This window comes from Massilia putida (assembly GCF_001941825.1).
Classification (GTDB): Bacteria; Pseudomonadota; Gammaproteobacteria; order Burkholderiales; family Burkholderiaceae_D; genus Telluria; species Telluria putida.
Genome location: NZ_CP019038.1, coordinates 6612711 through 6632267, shown reverse-complemented (window position 1 = coordinate 6632267; position 19557 = coordinate 6612711). Strand labels below are relative to the sequence as shown.

Sequence of the window (19557 nt, the reverse complement as noted above, 5' to 3'; positions counted from 1 at the left end):
GCACGTTTCTTGATACGTCTTCCTTGTCGACACTCACGGAAGGCGGCCATGAATCACTTTTTCAACGAGATGACGGCAGGCGACTCGGGCGCCGTACGCGAACACTACCGCGCATTCGACGCCTGGCTGCGGCACCAGCCCCCCGAACGGATCGAACGCAAGCGCGCCGAGGCGGACCTCACGTTCCGCCGCGTCGGCATCACCTTTGCCGTGTATGGCGACGGCGCCGGCACGGAGCGGCTGATCCCCTTCGACACGATCCCGCGCATCATCCCCGCGCACGAGTGGGCGGCGCTGCAGGCGGGCCTCGCGCAGCGCGTGCAGGCGCTGAACATGTTCGTGCACGACATCTACCATGAACAGAACATCGTCCGGGCCGGCATCATCCCCGCGCAGCAGATCTACCAGAACGCCCAGTACCGCCCCGAGATGCAGGGCATCAGCGTCGCGTCCGACATCTACGCGCACATCGCGGGCGTGGACATCGTGCGCGCCGGCGCGGGCGAGTTCTACGTCCTCGAAGACAACCTGCGCGTGCCGTCGGGCGTGTCGTACATGCTCGAAGACCGCAAGATGATGATGCGCCTGTTCCCCGAACTGTTCGCCCGCCACCGGATCGCGCCGGTCGAGCACTATCCCGACATGCTGCTGGAGAACCTGCGTTCCGTCGCGCCGGCGGGCGTGCTCGATCCGACCATCGTCGTCATGACGCCGGGGATGCACAACTCCGCCTACTTCGAGCATGCCTTCCTCGCCCAGCAGATGGGCGTCGAACTGGTCGAGGGCAAGGACCTGTTCGTCGATGCGAACGCGGTCTACATGCGCACCATCCGCGGGCCGCGCCGCGTGGACGTCATCTACCGGCGGCTGGACGACGACTACCTCGATCCCCTCGCCTTCCGCGCCGATTCCACGCTCGGGGTGCCCGGCCTCTTGTCCGTGTACCGCGCGGGCCGGGTGACGCTGGCGAACGCGATCGGCACGGGCGTCGCCGACGACAAATCGATCTACCCGTACGTGCCGGACATGATCCGCTTCTACCTGTCGGAAGAACCGCGCCTGAACAACGTCCCGACCTGGCAATGCCGGCGGCCGGAAGACCTGTCGTACACGCTCGCGCACCTCGACCAGCTCGTCGTGAAGGAGGTGCATGGCGCCGGCGGCTACGGCATGCTGATCGGCCCCGCGGCGTCAAAGCAGGAGATCGAGGACTTCCGACGCCGCCTCGTCGCGCGCCCGGACGGCTACATCGCCCAGCCGACGCTGGCCCTGTCGGCCTGTCCGACCTATGTCGAGAGCGGCATCGCGCCGCGCCACATCGACCTGCGCCCGTTCGTCCTGTCGGGCAAGACCATCGCCATGGTCCCGGGAGGCCTCACCCGCGTGGCGCTGCGCGAGGGATCGCTGGTGGTGAATTCGTCGCAGGGCGGCGGTACCAAGGACACCTGGATACTGGAGGAATGATGCTGAGCCGCACCGCAGACCACTTGTACTGGATGGCACGCTACACCGAACGCGCCGAGAACACGGCGCGCATGCTCGACGTGGCCATGCAAACGTCGATGCTGCCGCAGTCCGCCGTCGACACCGAGCAGGCCTGGCGGGCCATGCTCGGCATCTCCGAGCTGCAGGATGCGTTCGACGCCACGTACGGCACGCTCGACGCGAAGAACGTGCTCGCGTTCATGGTGTGCGACCCGGCGAATCCGTCGTCGATCGTGTCGTGCCTCACGGCCGCGCGCGAGAATGCGCGGGCCGTGCGCGGCGTGCTCACGACGGAGGTGTGGGAAACGCAGAACGCCACCTGGATCGAATTGCGCGACCGCCTGCGCGTGAGCCTCGACGCCGACCCCGGCGAGTTCTTCGACTGGGTCAAGCACCGCTGCCACCTGGCCCGCGGCGTCACGCTCGGCACCATGCTGGACGACGAGGCCCTCGTGTTCATCCGCCTCGGCGCCTTCCTGGAGCGGGCGGACAACACGGCGCGCCTGCTGGACGTGAAGTACCACGGCGCGGGCGCCGGCGCCACGCACGACGTGCTCACGCAGCGCGAGTTCTACTACTGGGCGGCGCTGCTGCGCTCCGTGGCGGGCTTCGAAATCTACCGCAAGGTCTACCGCGATTCGATCACGCCGGCGCGCGTGGCGGAACTGCTGATGCTGCGCGCCGACATGCCGCGCTCCCTGCTCGCCTGCATGCAGCAGGTGGTCGCGAACCTGAAAGCCGTGCGCAACGACGTCTCCGCCGGCACCGAACGGCTGGCGGGCAAGATGCACGCCGAGCTGCAGTTCGCGCGCATCGAGGACGTGCTGGCCGCCGGCATGGACGAGACGCTCGGCAAGTTCATGGAAAACATCTACGCGCTGGGCAATGGCATCAGCCGCGATTTCCTCGTTCCGCTGGGAGCCTGACATGCACCTGTCTATCCGCCACGAAACCCTGTACCGCTACACCCAGCCGCAGGCCTACAGCATCGAGCAGCTGCACCTCACCCCGCGCGCCGAGCCGCAGCAGCAGGTGCTGTCCTGGCATATCTCGACGCCGGGCCATTGCGAAGCCTACGTCGACGCCTTCGGCAACGCCTCGCACATGCTCACGCTGAACGCGCCGCACGACGTTGTCCGCATCGTCGTCGAGGGCATCGTCGCGACGGTGCCGCTGCCCGGCGGGCGCCTGCGCGCGCACGACAACCTGCCGCCGCTGATCTTCACGGTGCCGACAAGCCTGACCCGGCCGACGGCGCTGCTCGCCGACGTCGCGGCGGCATCGCTGCCGGCCTTGGGCAACCCCGTCTGCACGGCCAACCTGCTGGGGCTGGCCGCGCACATCCAAGGTGCGGTCGCGTACCAAACGGGTGCCACGAACGTCGCCACCACGGCCGCCGAGGCATTGCTGCTCGGCGCCGGCGTCTGCCAGGACCACGCCCACGTCTTCCTCGCGTGCTGCCATGCGCACGGGGTACCGGCGCGCTACGTGTCCGGCTACATCGACCCCGGCTCGACGGGCCACGCGGCCAGCCACGCCTGGGTCGACGCGTGGGTCGAGGATCCCGACTTCACGGGCTGGGTCAGCATCGACGTGACGCATGCCCGGCTGATGACCGACGGGTACTGCCGCCTCGCGATCGGACGCGACTATGAATCGGCCGCCCCCGTGCGCGGCATGCGGCGCGGCGGGGGCGACGAGGTCATGCGGGTCGAGGCGAAGATCGTTCCCGTCCAGTGAACGGGTCGCATGGATGTAGAATGGCCCATTTCCTGAACCGCAACGGATATCGTCGATGACTTATTGTGTGGGCATGCGCCTCGACGCCGGCCTCGTGTTCCTGGCCGATTCGCGCACGAATGCGGGCGTCGACCAGGTCGGCACCTTCCGCAAGCTGACCGTCTTCGAGAATCCGGGCGACCGGCTGATGGTCATGATGACCGCCGGGAACCTGTCGATCTCGCAGGCCGTGCGCCAGATCGTGTCCGGCTACGTGGGCGCCGACGGCGCGACGGTCTGGAACGCGCCGGACATGTACGAGGCCGCGCGCATCGTCGGCGAGGCTGTGCGCACGGTCCACCGCCAGGAGGCCGGCAAACTGGCGGAACACGGCGTCGACTTCAACATCAGCATCGTGTTCGGCGGCCAGGTCCGGGGCGAACGCTGCCGCCTGTTCTACGTCTACTCGGCCGGCAACTTCATCGAGTCGCACGACGAAAACCCGTATTTCCAGATCGGCGAAGCGAAGTACGGCAAGCCGATCATCGATCGCGTGGTCACCCCGCGCACATCGCTCGACGACGCGGCCAAATGCGCGCTGATCTCGATGGATTCGACCTTGCGCTCGAACATCTCCGTCGGGCTGCCGCTCGACATGCTCGTGTACGAGGACGGCAGCCTGGCGGTCACGCGCTTCGTTACCGTCGACGAGCACAACGCGTACTTCCAGCGGCTGCGCAGCAGCTGGGGCCAGCAATTGAAGACCGTGTTCGACGCCATTCCGGCGCCCGAGTGGGACCCGGCGCCGGGTCCGGCGGACGACGTGCCCGCGTCCACCAACCTGCACAGCCGTCCCGTGCGCGCGGCGTTGCCGCCAGGTGCGACGCCGGCCGGGGCGACGGCGGCGCTGCAGTCGCTCGCCGAGCAATCCGTTCCGCCCGCCCAGCATTGATCCGCGATGACTTTTTCGTGGCGACCGATACCGGGTTCGATATCGCATGCGTCGGTTAGTTGCAATATTTTGCCCACAGACACCGCCGTTGCGCCGCGTACCGAAGAAAATCCCTTACATTACAAGGGTTTGCATGTTGATCCCGCGGCGCGCCCGGTGACGGCCGACGGCGCCGTGCCATTTTGACAGCGCTACCACATATGCCCTACATTGCCGGATCGCCAGCATGCCACCGGACCTCACATGACCCCACACCGCCCCCGCCCGCCGCGCCTCGCCGTCGCGGCGCTTGCCGCCTGCGCCGCCCTCGCCTGCATGAACGCGGGCGCGCAACAGGAACCGCGCCCCGCCGCCGGCCTGTCGACGACCACCTGGACGCCCGACAACGGCAACGGCACCTTCACGAATCCACTGTTCTACGATGAGTTCTCCGACCCCGACCTGATCCGCGTGGACGACTGGTTTTATCTCACCGGCACGACGATGCACGCGATGCCCGGCCTGCCCATCCTGCGCTCGCGCGACCTCGTGAACTGGGAATTCCTCGGCTACGCCGTCGACAAGCTCGACTTCGGCCCCGCCTACCGCCTGGAAGACGGCAAGAGCATCTATGGCCAGGGCATCTGGGCGCCGAGCCTGCGCTACCGGAACGGCACGTTCTACATCTTCAGCAACGTGAACGGCCGCGCCACGCAGATCTTCACGGCCACCGATCCGCGCGGGCCCTGGACGCGGCGCGAGATGAAACGCAGCCTGCACGACCTGTCCGTCCTGTTCGACGACGACGGGAAGTCCTGGGTCGTGTGGGACCACCAGCGCACGCGCATCGCGCAGTTGACGGACGACCTGACGGACATCGTGCCCGGCACCGAGAAGGTCTTGTTCGCGCAGGACGCCGGCATGGGCGAAGGCGCGCACATTTACAAGATCCACGGGAAGTACTACATCCTCTCCGCCAACTACGCCGGCGGTTTCCGCATGCCGGCCGCGCGCGCGGACAAGGTGGACGGTCCGTACGAAGTGAACCAGGCCATCAGCCGCGACGAAGACTTCGGCATGGCCCAGGGCTATCGCCTCAAGGACAACAAGACGCCCACCGCCATCGTGCCGCCCGACCCGTCCGCGCGCAACGCCGACTCGCTGCACCAGGGCGGCATCGTGCTGACGCCGGCCGGCGAATGGTGGGGCTTCTCGATGCAGGACTTCAATTCGGTCGGCCGCTTGCTGAGCCTAGCGCCGATCACCTGGAAGGACGGCTGGCCCTACTTCGGCCTGCCCGGCAACCTGGGACGCAACCCGCGCACGTGGGTCAAACCGAAGACGGCCGCGCCCTCCGCGATCATGGTCCCGTACGCACGCAGCGACGACTTCTCGGGAACAAAGCTGCAACCGGTCTGGCAGTGGAACCACGTGCCGGTCGACGGCCAGTGGTCGCTGACGGAACGCCCCGGCTTCCTGCGCCTGCACGCGTTGCCGGCCACGTCGTTCTGGCAGGCGCGCAACAGCCTCACGCAGCGCGCCATCGGCCCGCGCTCGTCGCCCACGGTGACGCTGGACGCATCCGGCCTCGCGGACGGCGACGTCGCCGGCCTCGCCCTGCTGAACCTCCCGTACGCGACGCTGGGCGTGGAAAAGACTGTAGGCGGCTTGCTGCTCGCGCTGTACGACCAGGCGCGGGCAAGCACCGTGCGCGTGCCGCTGCCGCCTGGTGCCACGCGCGTGATGCTGCGCGCGGACTGCGACTTCCTCACGGAGCAGGCGCGCTTCAGTTGGTCGACCGACGGGAAGGAATACACGCCCATCGGCGAACCGTTCACGATGGTGTTCCAATTGACGACATTCCAGGGCGTGCGCTACGCCCTCTTCAACTACAACCAGGGAGGCAAACCGGGCGGCCATGCGGACTTCGACAGCATCGACGTCTACCAGCCGGATCCGCACGGATTGACGCGCGCAATACCGTACGGCCAGCGCATCCGGCTGAAAGAATGGAAGACGGGCATCGCGCTCCAGCGCGCGCCGGTGGCCGTCAAGGACATGGGGCTCGGCCGCGTCGCGCTGCAGTCCGGTGCGGCCTGGGTGAGCGTGGATGCGAAGGGCGGCGTCGCGCTGCGCAAGGGCCGGCCGGGGCTTGGCGAAAGCTTCCAGTGGATCGAGACGCCGACGGGGGAACTCGTGCTGATGTCGCTCGCGACGAACCGCTTCCTGCGCATCGACCCGGCCACGCATGCGCTGCGCGCGGACAGTCCGGGGCCGCTGCCGGACGGCAGCGACGGCGTGCGGTTCACCTGGTAGGCTCGAAAAAAAAGGAGCGGTCGCCACGACCGCTCAATAAACGCCGGGCCGTCGGCAGACGGCCCGGGGAGACGCAAAGCTAGAACGCCGTGCGCAGCGACATGGTGTAGCTGCGGCCCGGCGCGTTCTCGTCGAAGATCGCGTTGGTGAACTGCGTGTAGTTCTGGCTCTTCGCGTTGTTCAGGTTCCAGACGCTCAGCGTGACCTCCGTGTTGTAGCGGAAGCCGAACAGCTTCTGCAGGTTCAGGCCGGCCGACATGTCCACCTGCGAGCGCGACGTCGAGTATGCATACGCCCACGTGGCCAGACCGGTGGTCGTGTTGCTGATCAGGCTCGACGTGTACTGGCGCGACACCCGCAGGTTCAAGCCATTGCGCTCGTAATAGACCGTCAGGTTGTTGGTCCGCTCCGGTACGCCCGCGACCGGCGGCGATCCCGCCACGTCATCCTTCTGCCTGGTGTACGTGAGGTTACCCGTGAAGCCGAACCCCTTGACGGGCAACATGTCGAGCGGCTGCTGCCACGTGAATTCCAGGCCGCGCACCTTGAGCTTCGTGTCGATGTTGTAGGGCTCCGTGATCAGCACGTGCTTCAGGTCGCGCCCGCCGGCCGCGTCGACCGCCGCCTGCTGCGCGCTCGTCAGGCCCACCGTGCCGTAGATCTTGTCGAGCTGCGACAGCGTGTAGTCGTTGATGCGGAATCCCGGACGGCTCACGATGTCCTTGGCGAAGCCGGACAGCGCCACATAGCCCTCGCGGCTGAAATACCATTCCAGGCCGAGGTCGAGGTTGTTCGCCTTAAACGGCTTGAGGTCCGGGTTCGACACGCTGCCCTGGTTCACGCCCTGGTCGCCGATCGACAACTGGGTCTGGTGCAGGTCGGCCGGATTGGCGCGGGTCATCGACTTCGAGCCGGATACGCGCGCGATCAGGTCGCGCAGGATGTTGTACGACACGGTGAACGACGGGAGGATGTTGTGGTACTTCGTCGTCTCGTACGCCCAGGTCTGCTGGTTCGGATAGCGGCCGCCGTTGCCCAGGCCCTGCGCGGCGTTGCGTGGATCCGCCACGCTCTGCGGCGCGCCGATCGTCTGCTCCGTCTGCGCGTAGCGCACGCCCGCGTTGTAGCGCAACGTATGGTCGAACACGGAGGCCTTGCCGTTCGTCTCGACATAGAACGCCTTCACTTTTTCGCGCAGGTAGCCGCCGTTGGTCGTCGGCACGTCCGTGATGTGGTCGCGGAAGTATTGGTAGTTCGTGTCTTTCGCAAACTTGTCCCAGTCGACCGTGATGAAACCGTGGTCGCTCGCGTGCAGGTACTTCGCCAGGTCGGCATTGGTCACGACGGACCCGAGATACGTCAGCGGGGCCGTCTGGCCCGCCGTCGTGCCCGTGCCATAGCCCGGATACGCGGTCGCGGCGACCGGTCCCGGTTGGAAGCGTCCGTCGCAGGTTCCTTGCAGCGAGGTGTTCGGCGCATAGAACGGATAGCTGACGTTGTTGCCGCAAGTGCGGTTCATCCATGCGTCGGCATTGTTGTAGTCCGTGTAGCGGCGCGTGACGTCGTCGAGCGAGCCTCCGGCCTTGATGGCGAACGCATCGTCGCCCCAGTTGAGGTTCAGGCGCGAGCCCTTGGTCGTGTTGCGGCGCTGGTACAAGTCCGTGCGCAGGCCGGACAAGCCCTGCCCCGCCTGATACCAGCCGAACGCGCTTGGGTCATTGATGTCGATATTGCCCGTCATGACCGGGATCTTGCCGGGGCTCGTATTGCTGTAGTTGACGACGGACGACGGCGACGTCGTCGCCACCAGCACGGTCGGCATGTCGCGATAGAACTCGCTGTCCGTGTAGTTGACGTGGCCGTCGATCGTCAGCTTCTCCGTCGGGCGGAACTCGAAGCCCGGATTGATGCTGCGGAAGTGCGTGTTCTCCTTCATGGGACGGAACTCGAGCGACCAGAACGTGTTGGCCAGCGTCGCGCCCGTGATCGTGCAATAGGCCGAGCAATCGCTGCGGTCGAACTGCATGCCGATGGGGATCGGCGTGTTGGCGCGCATCCCCACGTTCATATCTTCCTGCGTCATCTTGTTGCCCTTCTGGGCGAACAGGGTATCGAGGTAGACGTCCCACTGGTCGTTCGGCTGCCACTGGAAGCTCAGCACCTCGCCGCGGCGGCGGCGCTCGCCGTCGTAGACGAGATAGCGCGGCAGGCGGCCCATCAGGCCGTTGTCGATCTGCTGGAGCGTGGCGCCCGGATTCAGCGCCAGCAGCATGTTGCGGTCGATCGCGGCGCCCGGCTTGAGCAGCGCTTGCGCATAGGCCGGCAGCACGGACAGCGGAATCCCGGACGGCACCGTCGCCGGGCTGTTGAAGTAATCGCCCGGGAGCGAGGCAGGATCGGACGCGTTGCGCTGGTTCGCGTTCAGGCGGACGGTCCTCATGTCGACCGTCTGGAACACGTCCGTGTGGTATTTCGTGTTCCCCCACGCGAAACCGGCCAGCGCGCCGACCTTGCCGAACCGGGTGTTCCACGTGTTGCTGACGAGGCCCGAGCCGGTGTTGCCCCACTTGCCGTCCTTGTCGCGGTAATTGCCGCTCGCCGTGAACGCCGAGCGGAAGCCGGCCTTGTCGAACGGGCGCACGCTGCGCATGTCCACCGTGCCGGCCACGCCGCCTTCGACGATGTCGGCGCGCTGGCTCTTGTACACGGTCGCGCTGCGGAACAGTTCCGACGGCAGGAAGTCCATGTCCACTTCGCGGTTCGCGCTGATGTTGCCGCCCCAACTGCCGGCCGACGCCGACGCCATCGGCGCGCCGTTCAGCAGCACCCGCGTGAACGCCGGCCCCATGCCGCGGATCGAGATGTTCATGCCCTCGCCGTCGATGGACGCGCGCGTCACGGTGACGCCCGGCACGCGCGACAAGGCGTCGGCGATGTTCGGGTCGGGGAATTTACCGATGTCCTCCGAGAACACGGTGTCGGTCAAGCCGTTGTTCTCGCGCTTCTCGTTGGCGGACAACGCCAGCGAGCTGCGGAAGCCGGTGACGGTGACGGTCGGGGCGGCCGTCTGCTGGCCGCTCGCGGCCGGCGTGCTGTCCTGCGACCAGGCGTTCGACACGAGGCCGGCCAGGATCGTCAATGCGTAAATCTCGCGGCAATAGGGTGCCCTGCGCCGTGCGGCGCGAATCCAGTGTTGCTTCATTTGTCTCCTCTCTATTCTTCTCGGGTGGCCTCAAGGCCTTTTTGCTCTTGCGTGTAGAGGTGGGTCGGTGACGCGGTTTGTTTTCCTCGGAAACGCCCCTCCTTTCTCGCTAACACCAAATGTTAAACGCTAACATTTTCCGACCGAGGCGATGTGTGCCGGACGGTCGGCAAATATTTATCCGTGATGGGTGAACTCAGCGCGCCAACCCGAATTATCAAGTAAGACGTCTGACATCTAAGTAACATACTTGAGTCAATACCGCCTAACCAATAATTTTTTTTACACGGTCGATATCGGAATCGATATCTGCCGCGTCCTAGCGCGCCCTGCTATCTCTGGCATTTGCTATCCGCTACTACAAAAACCGTGTTAGCAGTGTTATACGATAACAACACATAGGATGTCCGACATTCCCCCGACTGCATGCCGACCCTTTTTTATGGCGGAATGTGTCGCAATGCCGCTCCGCCAGCAGGGCATGATTGTCAAGACGACGTACGAATGCAAGGCGCTGGGCGGCGCTGTTGCCGGCGCTTGTGGCCAGGCACGGGGAGATGGTCGCTGGACCGGATGAGGAGGATTCGGTGGGCACGGCGTGCCCACCGAATGTAAGGCGTAAGGCGATTACTTGCCCGCGACTTTCACGAGGCTATTCAGGTTTTTCGCCAGGCCGGCATCGCCGCCGCTGGCCGTCAGCTTGCCGGCACCGTCGTTCCAGTGCAGGCGCGTCGTCGTGCCCTTGCCCTTCTCGTAATCGTACGACACGCCGTCGTCGTCATACAGGTCGAAGCTGGCGTCGCGGCCCGGATAGACCTTGACCTGGGCGATACCCTGCTTCGTCGCCGTCGACTGGATGTCCGTGCCGAACGGGACGATCGAGCCGGCCTTCACGAACACGGGGATGCGGTCGATCGGCGCCGCCACCTTGACCCACTGGCCGCCCGCGAGCTTCTCGTCGGTCCAGAAGTTGTACCAGTCGGTGCCCGCCGGCAGGTAGACGTTCTTCTCCGTCTGGCCCTGCTCCGTCACCGGCGCCACGAGGAACGCGGGGCCGAACATGTATTCGGTGCCGATGTTGGCGACGTTCGGATCGTGCGGGAAGTCCATCCACAGGCCGCGCATGAACGGGGCACCGGTGTCGTGCGTGAACTTGGCCTGGCTGTAGATGTACGGGATCAGCTGGTAACGCAGCGTGTCGTAGCGCGCCATGACGGCTTCCGCCTGTTTGCCGAAGGACCAGATGTCGGTGTGCTTGTGCTGGCCGTGCAGGCGCAAGGTCGGCAGGAACGTGCCGTACTCGAACCAGCGCGTCAGCAGTTCGGGATAGTCGCTGTTCTGGCCGACGACGTCGCGCGCGTCGGAAGGATCGAGCAGCGGCGGCCTGGTGCCGTCGCTCGTGCCCGGGATGGCCTGCCAGCCGCCGATGTCGTTGCCCCACAGGGCGATGCCGGACGCCGTCATGTTCAGCCCCGTCGGGACCTGGCGCTGCAGCGCTTCCCACGACGCGTTGACATCCGACGACCAGAACAGCGCGCCGGTGCGCTGCGAGCCGAGGTAGGCGGCGCGCGACAGGATCAGCACGCGCTTGTTCGGCTTCCACGCACGCATATTGTCGGCGAAGCCTTCCACGTGCAGCAGCGGGAACAGGTTGTGGTAACGGTCGCCCGAGCCGATCGAGTAGAAGAAGCCGTCCGGGACCAGGTCCGGCTCGGTTTCGTCCAGCCACGGGTAGTCGAAGCCATGCGCGAGGATGTTGTCGCGCGATTTCTCCCAGAACCACTGGCGTGCCTTGGGATTGGTCGCGTCGATCAGGCCGCCCGTGCGGTCCGAGCGGAACGGCAGGCCGTCGACGGTCTTGCCGTCCTTGTCCTTCAGCAGGTAGCCCTTCGCATCCAGCTCGTTGAAATAGCGGCCCGCCGTTTCATAGCGCGGCCAGATCGAGACGATCGACTGCATGCCCATGTCGTGCAACTGCTTGTTCATGCCGTCCGGGTCCGGGAACTCGGCCGGGTTGATGTCCATCTGCCCCATGCGCGTCCAGTAGAACCAGTCGACGACCATCACGTCGAGCGGGTATTTTTTCTGGCGATAGGTGTTCGCGATGCGCAGCACTTCCTGCTGGCTGTCGTAGCGCGCCTTCGACTGGATCAGGCCGAACGCGGCCTTCGGCGGGATCGGCGTCTTGCCGGTCAGGCGCGCATAGCCCGAGTAGATCTCGTCGGCCGTCTTGCCCGTGATGACGAAGAACGATACGCGCTCGCCCACGTTCGACTGGAAGGTCGTGCGGCCATGGATGCCAGCCGAAAAGCGCGTGGCCGACGGGTTGTCCCAGACGATGCCATAGCCCTTCGAGGACACCATGAACGGCACACACACGGTCTCGCCGGTCGGCGCGTCATACCAGTGCTTGCAGTCGAGCGTGCGGCCGCGCAGGTCCAGCGCGCCCGTGGAGTCCTGGTTCTGGCCCATGCCGTAGTAATGCTCGTCGCGGCCGGCGGCGAAGGTGGCGCCGACCTGGTACGTCTTCTCGCCGGCCACCAGCTGCGGCGACATCTCCCAGCCCTGCATGTCGAGGATCGGCTCGCCCTGCGCGTTCTTGATCTGCAGGCCGACCGGCGCCAGCGATGGGGCGAAGTACTTCTCCGGCTGGCTCGGCGTGCGCGCCGGCGGCGCCGCGTTCACGTGCAGGGTCATGCCGTTCGACGTGAACGTGTCGCCGTCGCTGCCCGCCGTGTGGCGGAACGCGGCGTTGTCGGCGTGCTTGGCGAGGATGCCGTAGCCCGGCCCCTTGAGGACCTCGTCCTTGTCCACGGCGATCGTCACGTGGACGACGTTCGGGCCGTAGGCTTCCACCGTCACCCAGGCGCCGTTGCGGTCCAGGGTCGTCAGTGGAGCGGCGAAGGCCGCGGGTACGAAGGCAAGTGCAGATGTTAGCGCAATCAGTGTGCGGTGCAGGGTAAGTCTCATCCAGTCCTCTATCGCAGGGGGTGAATCGGGCGACGCGGATCGCGAAGGCGGCAATGGCCAGGGAGACTGTCGTTACGGGGCGTATTGCCCGCGGCCGCGCATGGCGGACAGGTGGGATCGTCTCCGCGGCACGGTTGGCGGCCGATGGCGGCGGCGTGCGCATTATTGTGAAGCGATATTGTCGCTGTTAGCGATCACATGCGCAATCGCTAAAACCGCCGAACCGGTCAAAATAATCCGTTGCTGCACGCTACCATCCCGGCATCCACCAAAAAATCCGCCGGGCTGCAAAAACAAAATGCAGGTCGGAGCGCTCGTGGGCGAACATCCGGGGTCGGAGCCCTTTTTTGTGCACGAACTCCGGGGTAACTTCTACCGTTGTCGATACCGGCCACGCGGGCACCCACCCGCTGTTATCGCACCTCGGGACGTTCATCCAAAACGGGCTGTGACCCCGCATTTGCTGACCCCGAATTTGGGCCAGCACGGAAAAAGGGCCGTCCCGAGGGACGGCCCGCTCGACGGTGCGGCGCGCGCGGCGGCGCCTCGTCAGCACATCATCAGAACTTGTAGCGCGCGCCCAGCATGTAGCGCGGGCCGCCCGTCGTGACCTGCAGCACCTGCTGGTCGGTACGGCCGTGCGTGCGCTGGGTCGAGTCGGTCAGGTTGATCGCCTCGAGCGACACGGACAGGTTCTTGTTGACGTTGTAGCCGATCGACAGGTCGGTCTGGCCGTACGGCTCGACGTAGCGCGGATTCGGCTTGCCGTTGTCGGCCACGCTGGCGAGGAACTGGCCGCGCCAGTTGTACGCCAGGCGGATCGACCATTTCTGGTCTTCGTAGATACCGACCAGGTTGGCGGAGTTCGACAGGCCGACCAGCGCGAACTGGTTACCCAGCCCCATGTTGTCGTACGTGAGGCTCGACTTGACGTACGTGTAGTTGGCCTGGAAGCCGAGGCCGTTGCTGAACATGTGCTGCCAGTTGACCTCCGCGCCCTTCAGCGAGGCCTTGTCCTGGTTGATGAACGTCGTCACCTGGTACGGCAGCGCCGGGTCGCCGGCGATGCCGCTGATGGTGCCCGTCAGGTTGCCCGCCGCGTTGGTGCCCGTCGCCGTCACGCCGGGCTGGCCGGCGAAGTGCGACAGGATGTAGTTCCGCATGCAGTTCGTGTCGGTCGCCACGCAGCCGGACGCGATCGCCGCATTCCAGTACTTGCCGCCCACCGGGGTCGTCGCGGTCGTCGACGGCTCGTTCACGACGGTCTGGCCGGCGTAGTCGGACAGGTCCTTGTAGAACAGGCCCAGCGAGACCATGCTCTGCTTCGTGTAGTACCACTCGGCCGACAGGTCCAGGTTCTTCGACTTGACCGGCGACAGGCCCGGATTGCCGCGGTTCGCCGTCGTGCCGGTCACGCCCGCCGTGGCGCTGTACGTGGTGCCACCCTCGATCTGGTCGTAACGCGGACGGCCGATCGACACGCCGTAGCTGGCGCGCACCTTCAGGTCCGGACGCACGTCCATGTCCCAGTCGACCGTTGGCAGGAAGTTGCTGTAGCTGCCGGTCTGCGTCTGGAAGGTCTGCGCGCCGAACACGATCGGCAGTTCGTTCTGCGAGATCCAGTTCACCTGCGTCGGCTGCTTCAACAGGCCGGTCGACGCGACGTCGGTCTTCTCGTAGCGGAAGCCCACGCCGGTGTGCATCGGCAGCGCCGTGTCCCAGTCCGTGTTGAACTGCGCATACAGCGCGCGGGTCTTCTCGATCGTCGTGCGGTTGAAGCTCGGGTTGTCCAGGCTCGGGGTGTAGCCGGCCGCATCGCCCGTGACCTTGATCGCGTTGTCGCGCACGGCGGCGAAGTCGAACAGGTTGAAGCGGTTGTACAGGCGCGGATCGCTCGAGCCACCGAGCTTGCTGAAGTACTTGCTGATGGTGTCGGCGAACCACAGGTTCTGGTTGTAGTCGGTGCCCGGGTTCTTCGACGTGCCGCCCCACGAGTCGCGCTGCACCTGCTGGAACACCGAGTGGTTGTTGACCTTCGAGTGCGACAGGCCGAAGTTCAGGTTCGACGCCTCGAACATCTTCAGGCTGCCGCCGGCCTGGATCTGGTCGATCTTCATCTTGTTCAGGCCATCCTGGAACCACGAGCCGGACACCTGGTTCGGCGCGGCCGTGTAGTTGGCGCCGCCCGGGATGACGAGAATCGGCATCTCCTGGGTGAAATCGACGCCGGTGGTGCCGCGCGAGAAGCTGACGGTCGCCAGGTCGTTGTTCGAGCCGAACGGACTGTCCTTGCCCGACTTGGCCACCGAGTGGTGCATGTCGAGCGACAGGCGCAGGGCCGGCGAGACGCGCCACTGGGTGTTGAAGCCGATCGAGTCCAGGGTCGACTTGGTGGCGAAGTCGCCGCCGTTCATCGCCATGTCCTGGTTCGTCACCTGCTCTTCATAGTACAGCGGCGACGCGATGGGGCCGTTGGTCCAGCTGCTCGTCTGGGCGTTCAGCGGGTGGTTGAACCAGACCGACAGTTCGTGGTACTTGGTCTGGATCTTGTTCTGCGCGTACGTGTAGTCCAGCGTGGTCGTGATCTCCTTCACGGGGCGGAATTGGAACGTCAGCTGACCGTTGGTCCGCTGGCGCTGCGAGCCGCGCACGAAGTACGACAGGTTCTGCGGCGTCAGGTAGATGTCGCTGGGCTTGGGGGGATTCGTCACGCCGGCACCCGACACGGGGATCGGGCCCGGATCCTGGCTGACGGTGTTGCCATGGAACGGTCCGAGCCAGCCGTTGGTGACCGCTGCCTGGTTCACGCCCAGATTGCGCTCCTGGTAGCTGCCCGTGACGGCGAAGCCGAACATGCCGTCGTTCCAGGTGGTGCTGTACAGGCCCGAGACTTCCGGCGTGACCTTCTTGGCCGCGTCGATGGCCGGCAGGTTGTTGTTGGACTTGTCGTATACGCCCTTCACGCCGAAGGTGGCGCGATTGCCCATGTCCAGCGGACGGCCCGTCATGATGTTCAGCGTGGCGCCGATGCCGCCCGGCGGTGTGTCGGCGCGGGCGCTCTTGTACACCTGGATCTGCGACACGGCTTCGGACGCCAGGTTGCTGAAATCGAACGCGCGGCCGGCCTGGTCGCCCAGGTTCGCGGTCGGCATCTGGCGGCCGTTCAGCAGCACCATGTTCAGGTCCGGACCGACGCCGCGCACGGTGACGTTGGCGCCTTCGCCGCGGTTGCGGTCGATCGACACGCCGGAGATGCGCTGGACCGCTTCGGCCAGGTTCGTATCGGGGAATTTGCCGATGTCGTCGGCCACGATGCCGTCGACGATACCATCGGAGTTACGCTTCAGGTTCAGCGTGGATTGCATACTGGCGCGGATACCGGTCACGACGACGGTATTCGTCGCGACGCCTTGCACCGGCGTGGTGACAGCCGCATCGCCGGGCGATGCGATGCCATTGGATGCACCATTGCTGCCGTCCTGTGCGAAGGCCGGCGCAACCAGGGCGGCGCATGCGCTCGCGACTGCGAGGCTGATCAGGCGATGCCTGGTGTTCAGGTGATGGGAAAAAACCCTTTTGGTGTGCAGCACTGTGTCTCCTCTCGTCTCTCGAAAAAAACGCCGCGCCGGACGGCGGCGGCGTGCGTGGTGGTGGTACGACTCCTGGCGCTTGTCCGTGTCGCGGCGGCCGTCGGCGCCGTCACAATGTTGACTCTATGGTCATTGATAGCGGACATCATTTGCTTAAGATTATGAAGATTTCACACATTGGTCAATTGGTCGAACGAACTGTCCGCACCGAAAAAGACGGTTTTGCACTGAAATAATGCGTGAGATTCTTTCCCGATTTCACGTTACGTAACGTACGTACGAACGTGAACATGATTTGCGTAAGAAATCGATTTCATAAATAAATCAATCACTTCGTTCCAACCCGTCGCGGCGCCCCGGCGGCTATACTTCCCACCTCGCGACAGATGGGGCCTCGTAAATATGCGCGGCGCATGACGTACAAATTTTTTCGATCTGTTGCATAATCATCACAACCCATTGATTTTTCCCGCCCATGCCCGTTACCGGTGACCAGCAACTCCTCAAGCAACTGAACCGTATGGCGCTGGTACGCCAGGTGAGCACCCAGCCCGGGTTGTCGCGCGCCGCGCTGGCCGACGTGCTGGGCCTGACCAAATCCACGATCAGCCTGCTCGTCCGCGAACTGGTCGACGAAGGCTGGCTCACGGAAAGCGAACTGCTCGTGACGGGCGAAGTGGGCCGCCGCGCCACGCCGCTGCACCTGGACCCGTCGCGCCTGGCCCTGCTCGGCGCGGACCTGGGCGTGGACGAGGCGCGCGTGGTCGCGACGAACCTGCTGGGCGAAGTGCTCGACACGCGCATCCTGACATATGAAGACCCCACCGATCCCGAGTCGAGCATCCGCCTCGTGATGCTGGCGCTCGTGAAGCTGGCGAAACGGCTGGCGCGGCCGGCGGGACACGGCACGGCACGGCGCGTGCTCGGCGTGGGCATCGGCCTGCACGGCGCGGTGGACGAAGCCCGCGGCCTGCTGCACAACGCCCCCCACCTCGGCTGGCGCGACGTCGACGTGGCCGGCATCGTACGCACGCACGTCGCGGGCTCGCAGCTGGACGGGATTCCGCTGTACATGCAGAACGAGGCGAACGTGGCGGCGCTGGGCGAGTTCGAATTCGCCGACCAGTCGGGCACCGACCCGCTGATCTACCTGTCGATCGGGTATGGCGTGGGCGCCGGCGTCATCGTCAACGACCGCCTGCTCACGGGCCTGTCCGGCTTTGCCGGCGAAGTGGGCCACGCGATCCTGCAGGCGGGCGGACCGCTGTGCCAGTGCGGCCGCCGCGGCTGCGCCGACGCGCTGATCGGCCTCGGTTCGCTGCTGGGCCGCGAGCGCCCCAGCCACCCGGCCCTCGAACGCCTGTTCCGCCGCGTGGCCGAAGGCGACGCCGTCACGTGCGCCGCCGTCGACGCGGCCGGCCGCCAGTTGGGCATCCTGCTGAACAACCTGTGGGCCGGCTTCGACCCGATGGCGATCGTGATCGGCGGCGCCGCGCTCGAGCTGGGCGACACGTTCATCGAACCGGCGCGGCACGTGCTGGCCGCATATGCGCACGCGGCCATGCTGCCGCCGCCCGTCATCCGCACGTCGCACTTCGGCGCGCAGGCCGTGGCCGTGGGCGCCGCCGCGCTGGCACGCTACCGCGTCACGCGCCCGCTCGACGTGCAGAGCCTCGCACGCAGCGCGGCCCGCGGACCGGGCCCCCGTCAGGCCGGTGCCGCGCTCCCCATCTGAATTCGCTTCACGACAAGGACCTCAATGACCGCTGACACGATCAACGTTGGACTCATCGGCTACGGCTTCGCCGGCCAGGTCTTCCACGCGCCCCTGCTGCGCACGACGCCGGGCTTGCGCATCGCCGCCGTCGCCAGCCGCAATCCCGACAAGGTGCGCGCCGACCTCGGGGACGTCACGGTCCATGCCGAACCGGCCGCCCTCCTCGCGGATCGGAACGTCCGCCTCGTCGTGCTGGCCAGCCCGAACGCGACCCATTTCCCGCTCGCGCGCGCCGCGCTCGAAGCGGGCAAGCACGTCGTCATCGACAAGCCGTTCGCGGATGATGCGATCCAGGCCGCGCAACTGGTGGGCCTGGCGGAAGACAAGGAACTCCTGCTGAGCGTGTACCACAACCGCCGCTGGGACAGCACGACGCGCACGGCGCTGCGCCTGCTGGCCGACGGCACGCTGGGTCCGATCCGCCACGCGGCCATGCACTTCGACCGTTTCCGCCCGCAGCCGCAGGCGCGCTGGAAGGAAGAGGCGGAGGCAGGCGGCGGCATCTGGATGGACTTGGGTCCGCACCTGCTCGACGAAGCCCTGCTGTACTTCGGCGAGCCGCTTGCGATCGAAGCCGACCTGCCGACCTTGCGTCCGGGCAGCCGCTGCGAAGACCAGTTCCAGGCGCGCCTGCGCTATGCGGACGGACTGCGCGTGGACCTCGGCGCCAGCATGGTGGCCGCCGTCGCGCGCCCGCGCGTGGCGCTGCACGGCCTCTTGGGCAGCTGGGTCAAGCAAAGCCTCGACCCGCAGGAAGCGGACCTGATCGCGGGCCGCATGCCGGACGGCGACGCGGCCGGATGGGGTGTCGACGCCGAGACCGGGACGTTGGCTGTCCTGCGCGACGGTAAGGTGGCGGCGTCCGCCCTGCCGACCGAGAACGGCGCGTATCCGTCGTATTACGTGGGCATCCGCGATGCGCTCACCGGCGAGGGCGCCAACCCCGTGCCGGCGCGCCAGGCACTGACCGTCATGCGTCTGCTGGACGCCGGCCGACGCAGCGCGGCCGAGCGCCGCGAAGTGCTGCTGTCCGAAGTCGCAGCCTGACCCAGGGCAGGTCAGCCCTGCCCCGACTCCAGATTCGCGCGCACCCGCTCCAGCAGGTCGAGCAGGGTCGCGCGGTCTTCTTCCGCGATGCCCGCCAGCGCCGCCTCGGCCAGCGCGCCGTCGTGGCGGTGCAGTGCCGCGAACATCTCCTTGCCCGCGCCGGATAACGTCAGCCGTGTGCTGCGCTTGTCCGTCTCGTCCGCCGTGGCCTCGAGCAGGCCGCGGTCGCGCAGGCCGCGCACGAGGCGCGCCAGCTGGGCCTTGTCCCGTCCCGAATGCGCGGCGAGGTCGCTCTGCGTCGCGCCCGGACGGCGCGCGAAAAAGCCCAGCACCTTGATCTCCATGTGCGCCAGGTCGTGCGGCCCGGCGCGCAGGCCGCGCTGCTGCGCCGACCGGTACAGATGCATGATCGCGTGGACGCGCTCCAGCACCTCCAGCGCGGGCGACGGGGGATTTTGGTTGACGTTATCAACTATGTTTCGCATAATAAGGGACATTATCAACTAATTTTCGGAGCAAC

Annotated in this window: 11 protein-coding genes; 7 read left to right on the top strand and 4 right to left on the bottom strand. The window is 66.2% G+C overall.

Annotated elements, in window-relative coordinates; all coding sequences use genetic code 11:
* The first annotated feature begins 48 nt into the window (after positions 1-48).
* The 5 genes from BVG12_RS31690 (at position 49) to BVG12_RS31670 (ending at position 6451) form a co-directional block, all read left to right on the top strand.
* A complete protein-coding gene (locus BVG12_RS31690) occupies positions 49-1464 on the top strand; it encodes a circularly permuted type 2 ATP-grasp protein (protein WP_075795885.1) in 1416 nt (471 codons plus the stop codon).
* Entirely contained in the window at positions 1464-2411 is a 948-nt protein-coding gene (locus BVG12_RS31685) for an alpha-E domain-containing protein (RefSeq protein ID WP_075795884.1), read from the top strand. Before BVG12_RS31690 ends, BVG12_RS31685 begins: the two co-directional genes overlap by 1 nt.
* A 1-nt stretch (position 2412) precedes the next feature.
* A complete protein-coding gene (locus BVG12_RS31680; protein ID WP_075795883.1) occupies positions 2413-3225 on the top strand; it encodes a transglutaminase family protein in 813 nt (270 codons plus the stop codon).
* 55 nt (positions 3226-3280) lie between these two features.
* Positions 3281-4156 carry a proteasome-type protease gene (locus tag BVG12_RS31675; protein ID WP_156895790.1) on the top strand — a complete coding sequence of 292 codons (876 nt, stop codon included), beginning with the start codon at positions 3281-3283 and terminating at the stop codon, positions 4154-4156.
* Positions 4157-4399: 243 nt separating this feature from the next.
* Positions 4400-6451, top strand: coding sequence for a glycoside hydrolase family 43 protein (locus BVG12_RS31670; protein WP_075795881.1), 2052 nt, complete (start codon positions 4400-4402; stop codon positions 6449-6451).
* Between the two features lie 79 nt (positions 6452-6530).
* On the opposite strand, the gene BVG12_RS31665 is transcribed toward BVG12_RS31670, so the two are convergent.
* From BVG12_RS31665 to BVG12_RS31655, 3 genes are all read right to left on the bottom strand, one after another.
* Positions 6531-9653 carry a TonB-dependent receptor gene (locus BVG12_RS31665; RefSeq protein WP_083685559.1) on the bottom strand — a complete coding sequence of 1041 codons (3123 nt, stop codon included), beginning with the start codon at positions 9651-9653 and terminating at the stop codon, positions 6531-6533.
* Positions 9654-10280: 627 nt separating this feature from the next.
* Positions 10281-12623: a glycoside hydrolase family 31 protein gene (locus BVG12_RS31660; RefSeq protein ID WP_075795880.1), complete on the bottom strand. Its 2343-nt coding sequence runs from the start codon at positions 12621-12623 to the stop codon at positions 10281-10283.
* A gap of 560 nt (positions 12624-13183) precedes the next feature.
* On the bottom strand, positions 13184-16213 hold the full coding sequence (locus BVG12_RS31655; RefSeq protein WP_229503767.1) for a TonB-dependent receptor: 3030 nt from the start codon (positions 16211-16213) through the stop codon (positions 13184-13186).
* A gap of 475 nt (positions 16214-16688) precedes the next feature.
* Between BVG12_RS31655 and BVG12_RS31650 the strand changes: the two genes are divergently transcribed.
* Both BVG12_RS31650 and BVG12_RS31645 read left to right on the top strand, forming a co-directional pair.
* Positions 16689-17948, top strand: coding sequence for an ROK family transcriptional regulator (locus BVG12_RS31650; protein ID WP_075795879.1), 1260 nt, complete (start codon positions 16689-16691; stop codon positions 17946-17948).
* Positions 17949-17972: 24 nt separating this feature from the next.
* Positions 17973-19037 carry an oxidoreductase gene (locus BVG12_RS31645; protein WP_075795878.1) on the top strand — a complete coding sequence of 355 codons (1065 nt, stop codon included), beginning with the start codon at positions 17973-17975 and terminating at the stop codon, positions 19035-19037.
* 11 nt (positions 19038-19048) lie between these two features.
* Here the strand turns inward: BVG12_RS31645 and BVG12_RS31640 are convergent, their stop codons facing one another.
* A complete protein-coding gene (locus BVG12_RS31640) occupies positions 19049-19522 on the bottom strand; it encodes a MarR family winged helix-turn-helix transcriptional regulator (RefSeq protein ID WP_075795877.1) in 474 nt (157 codons plus the stop codon).
* Positions 19523-19557: the final 35 nt, after the last annotated feature.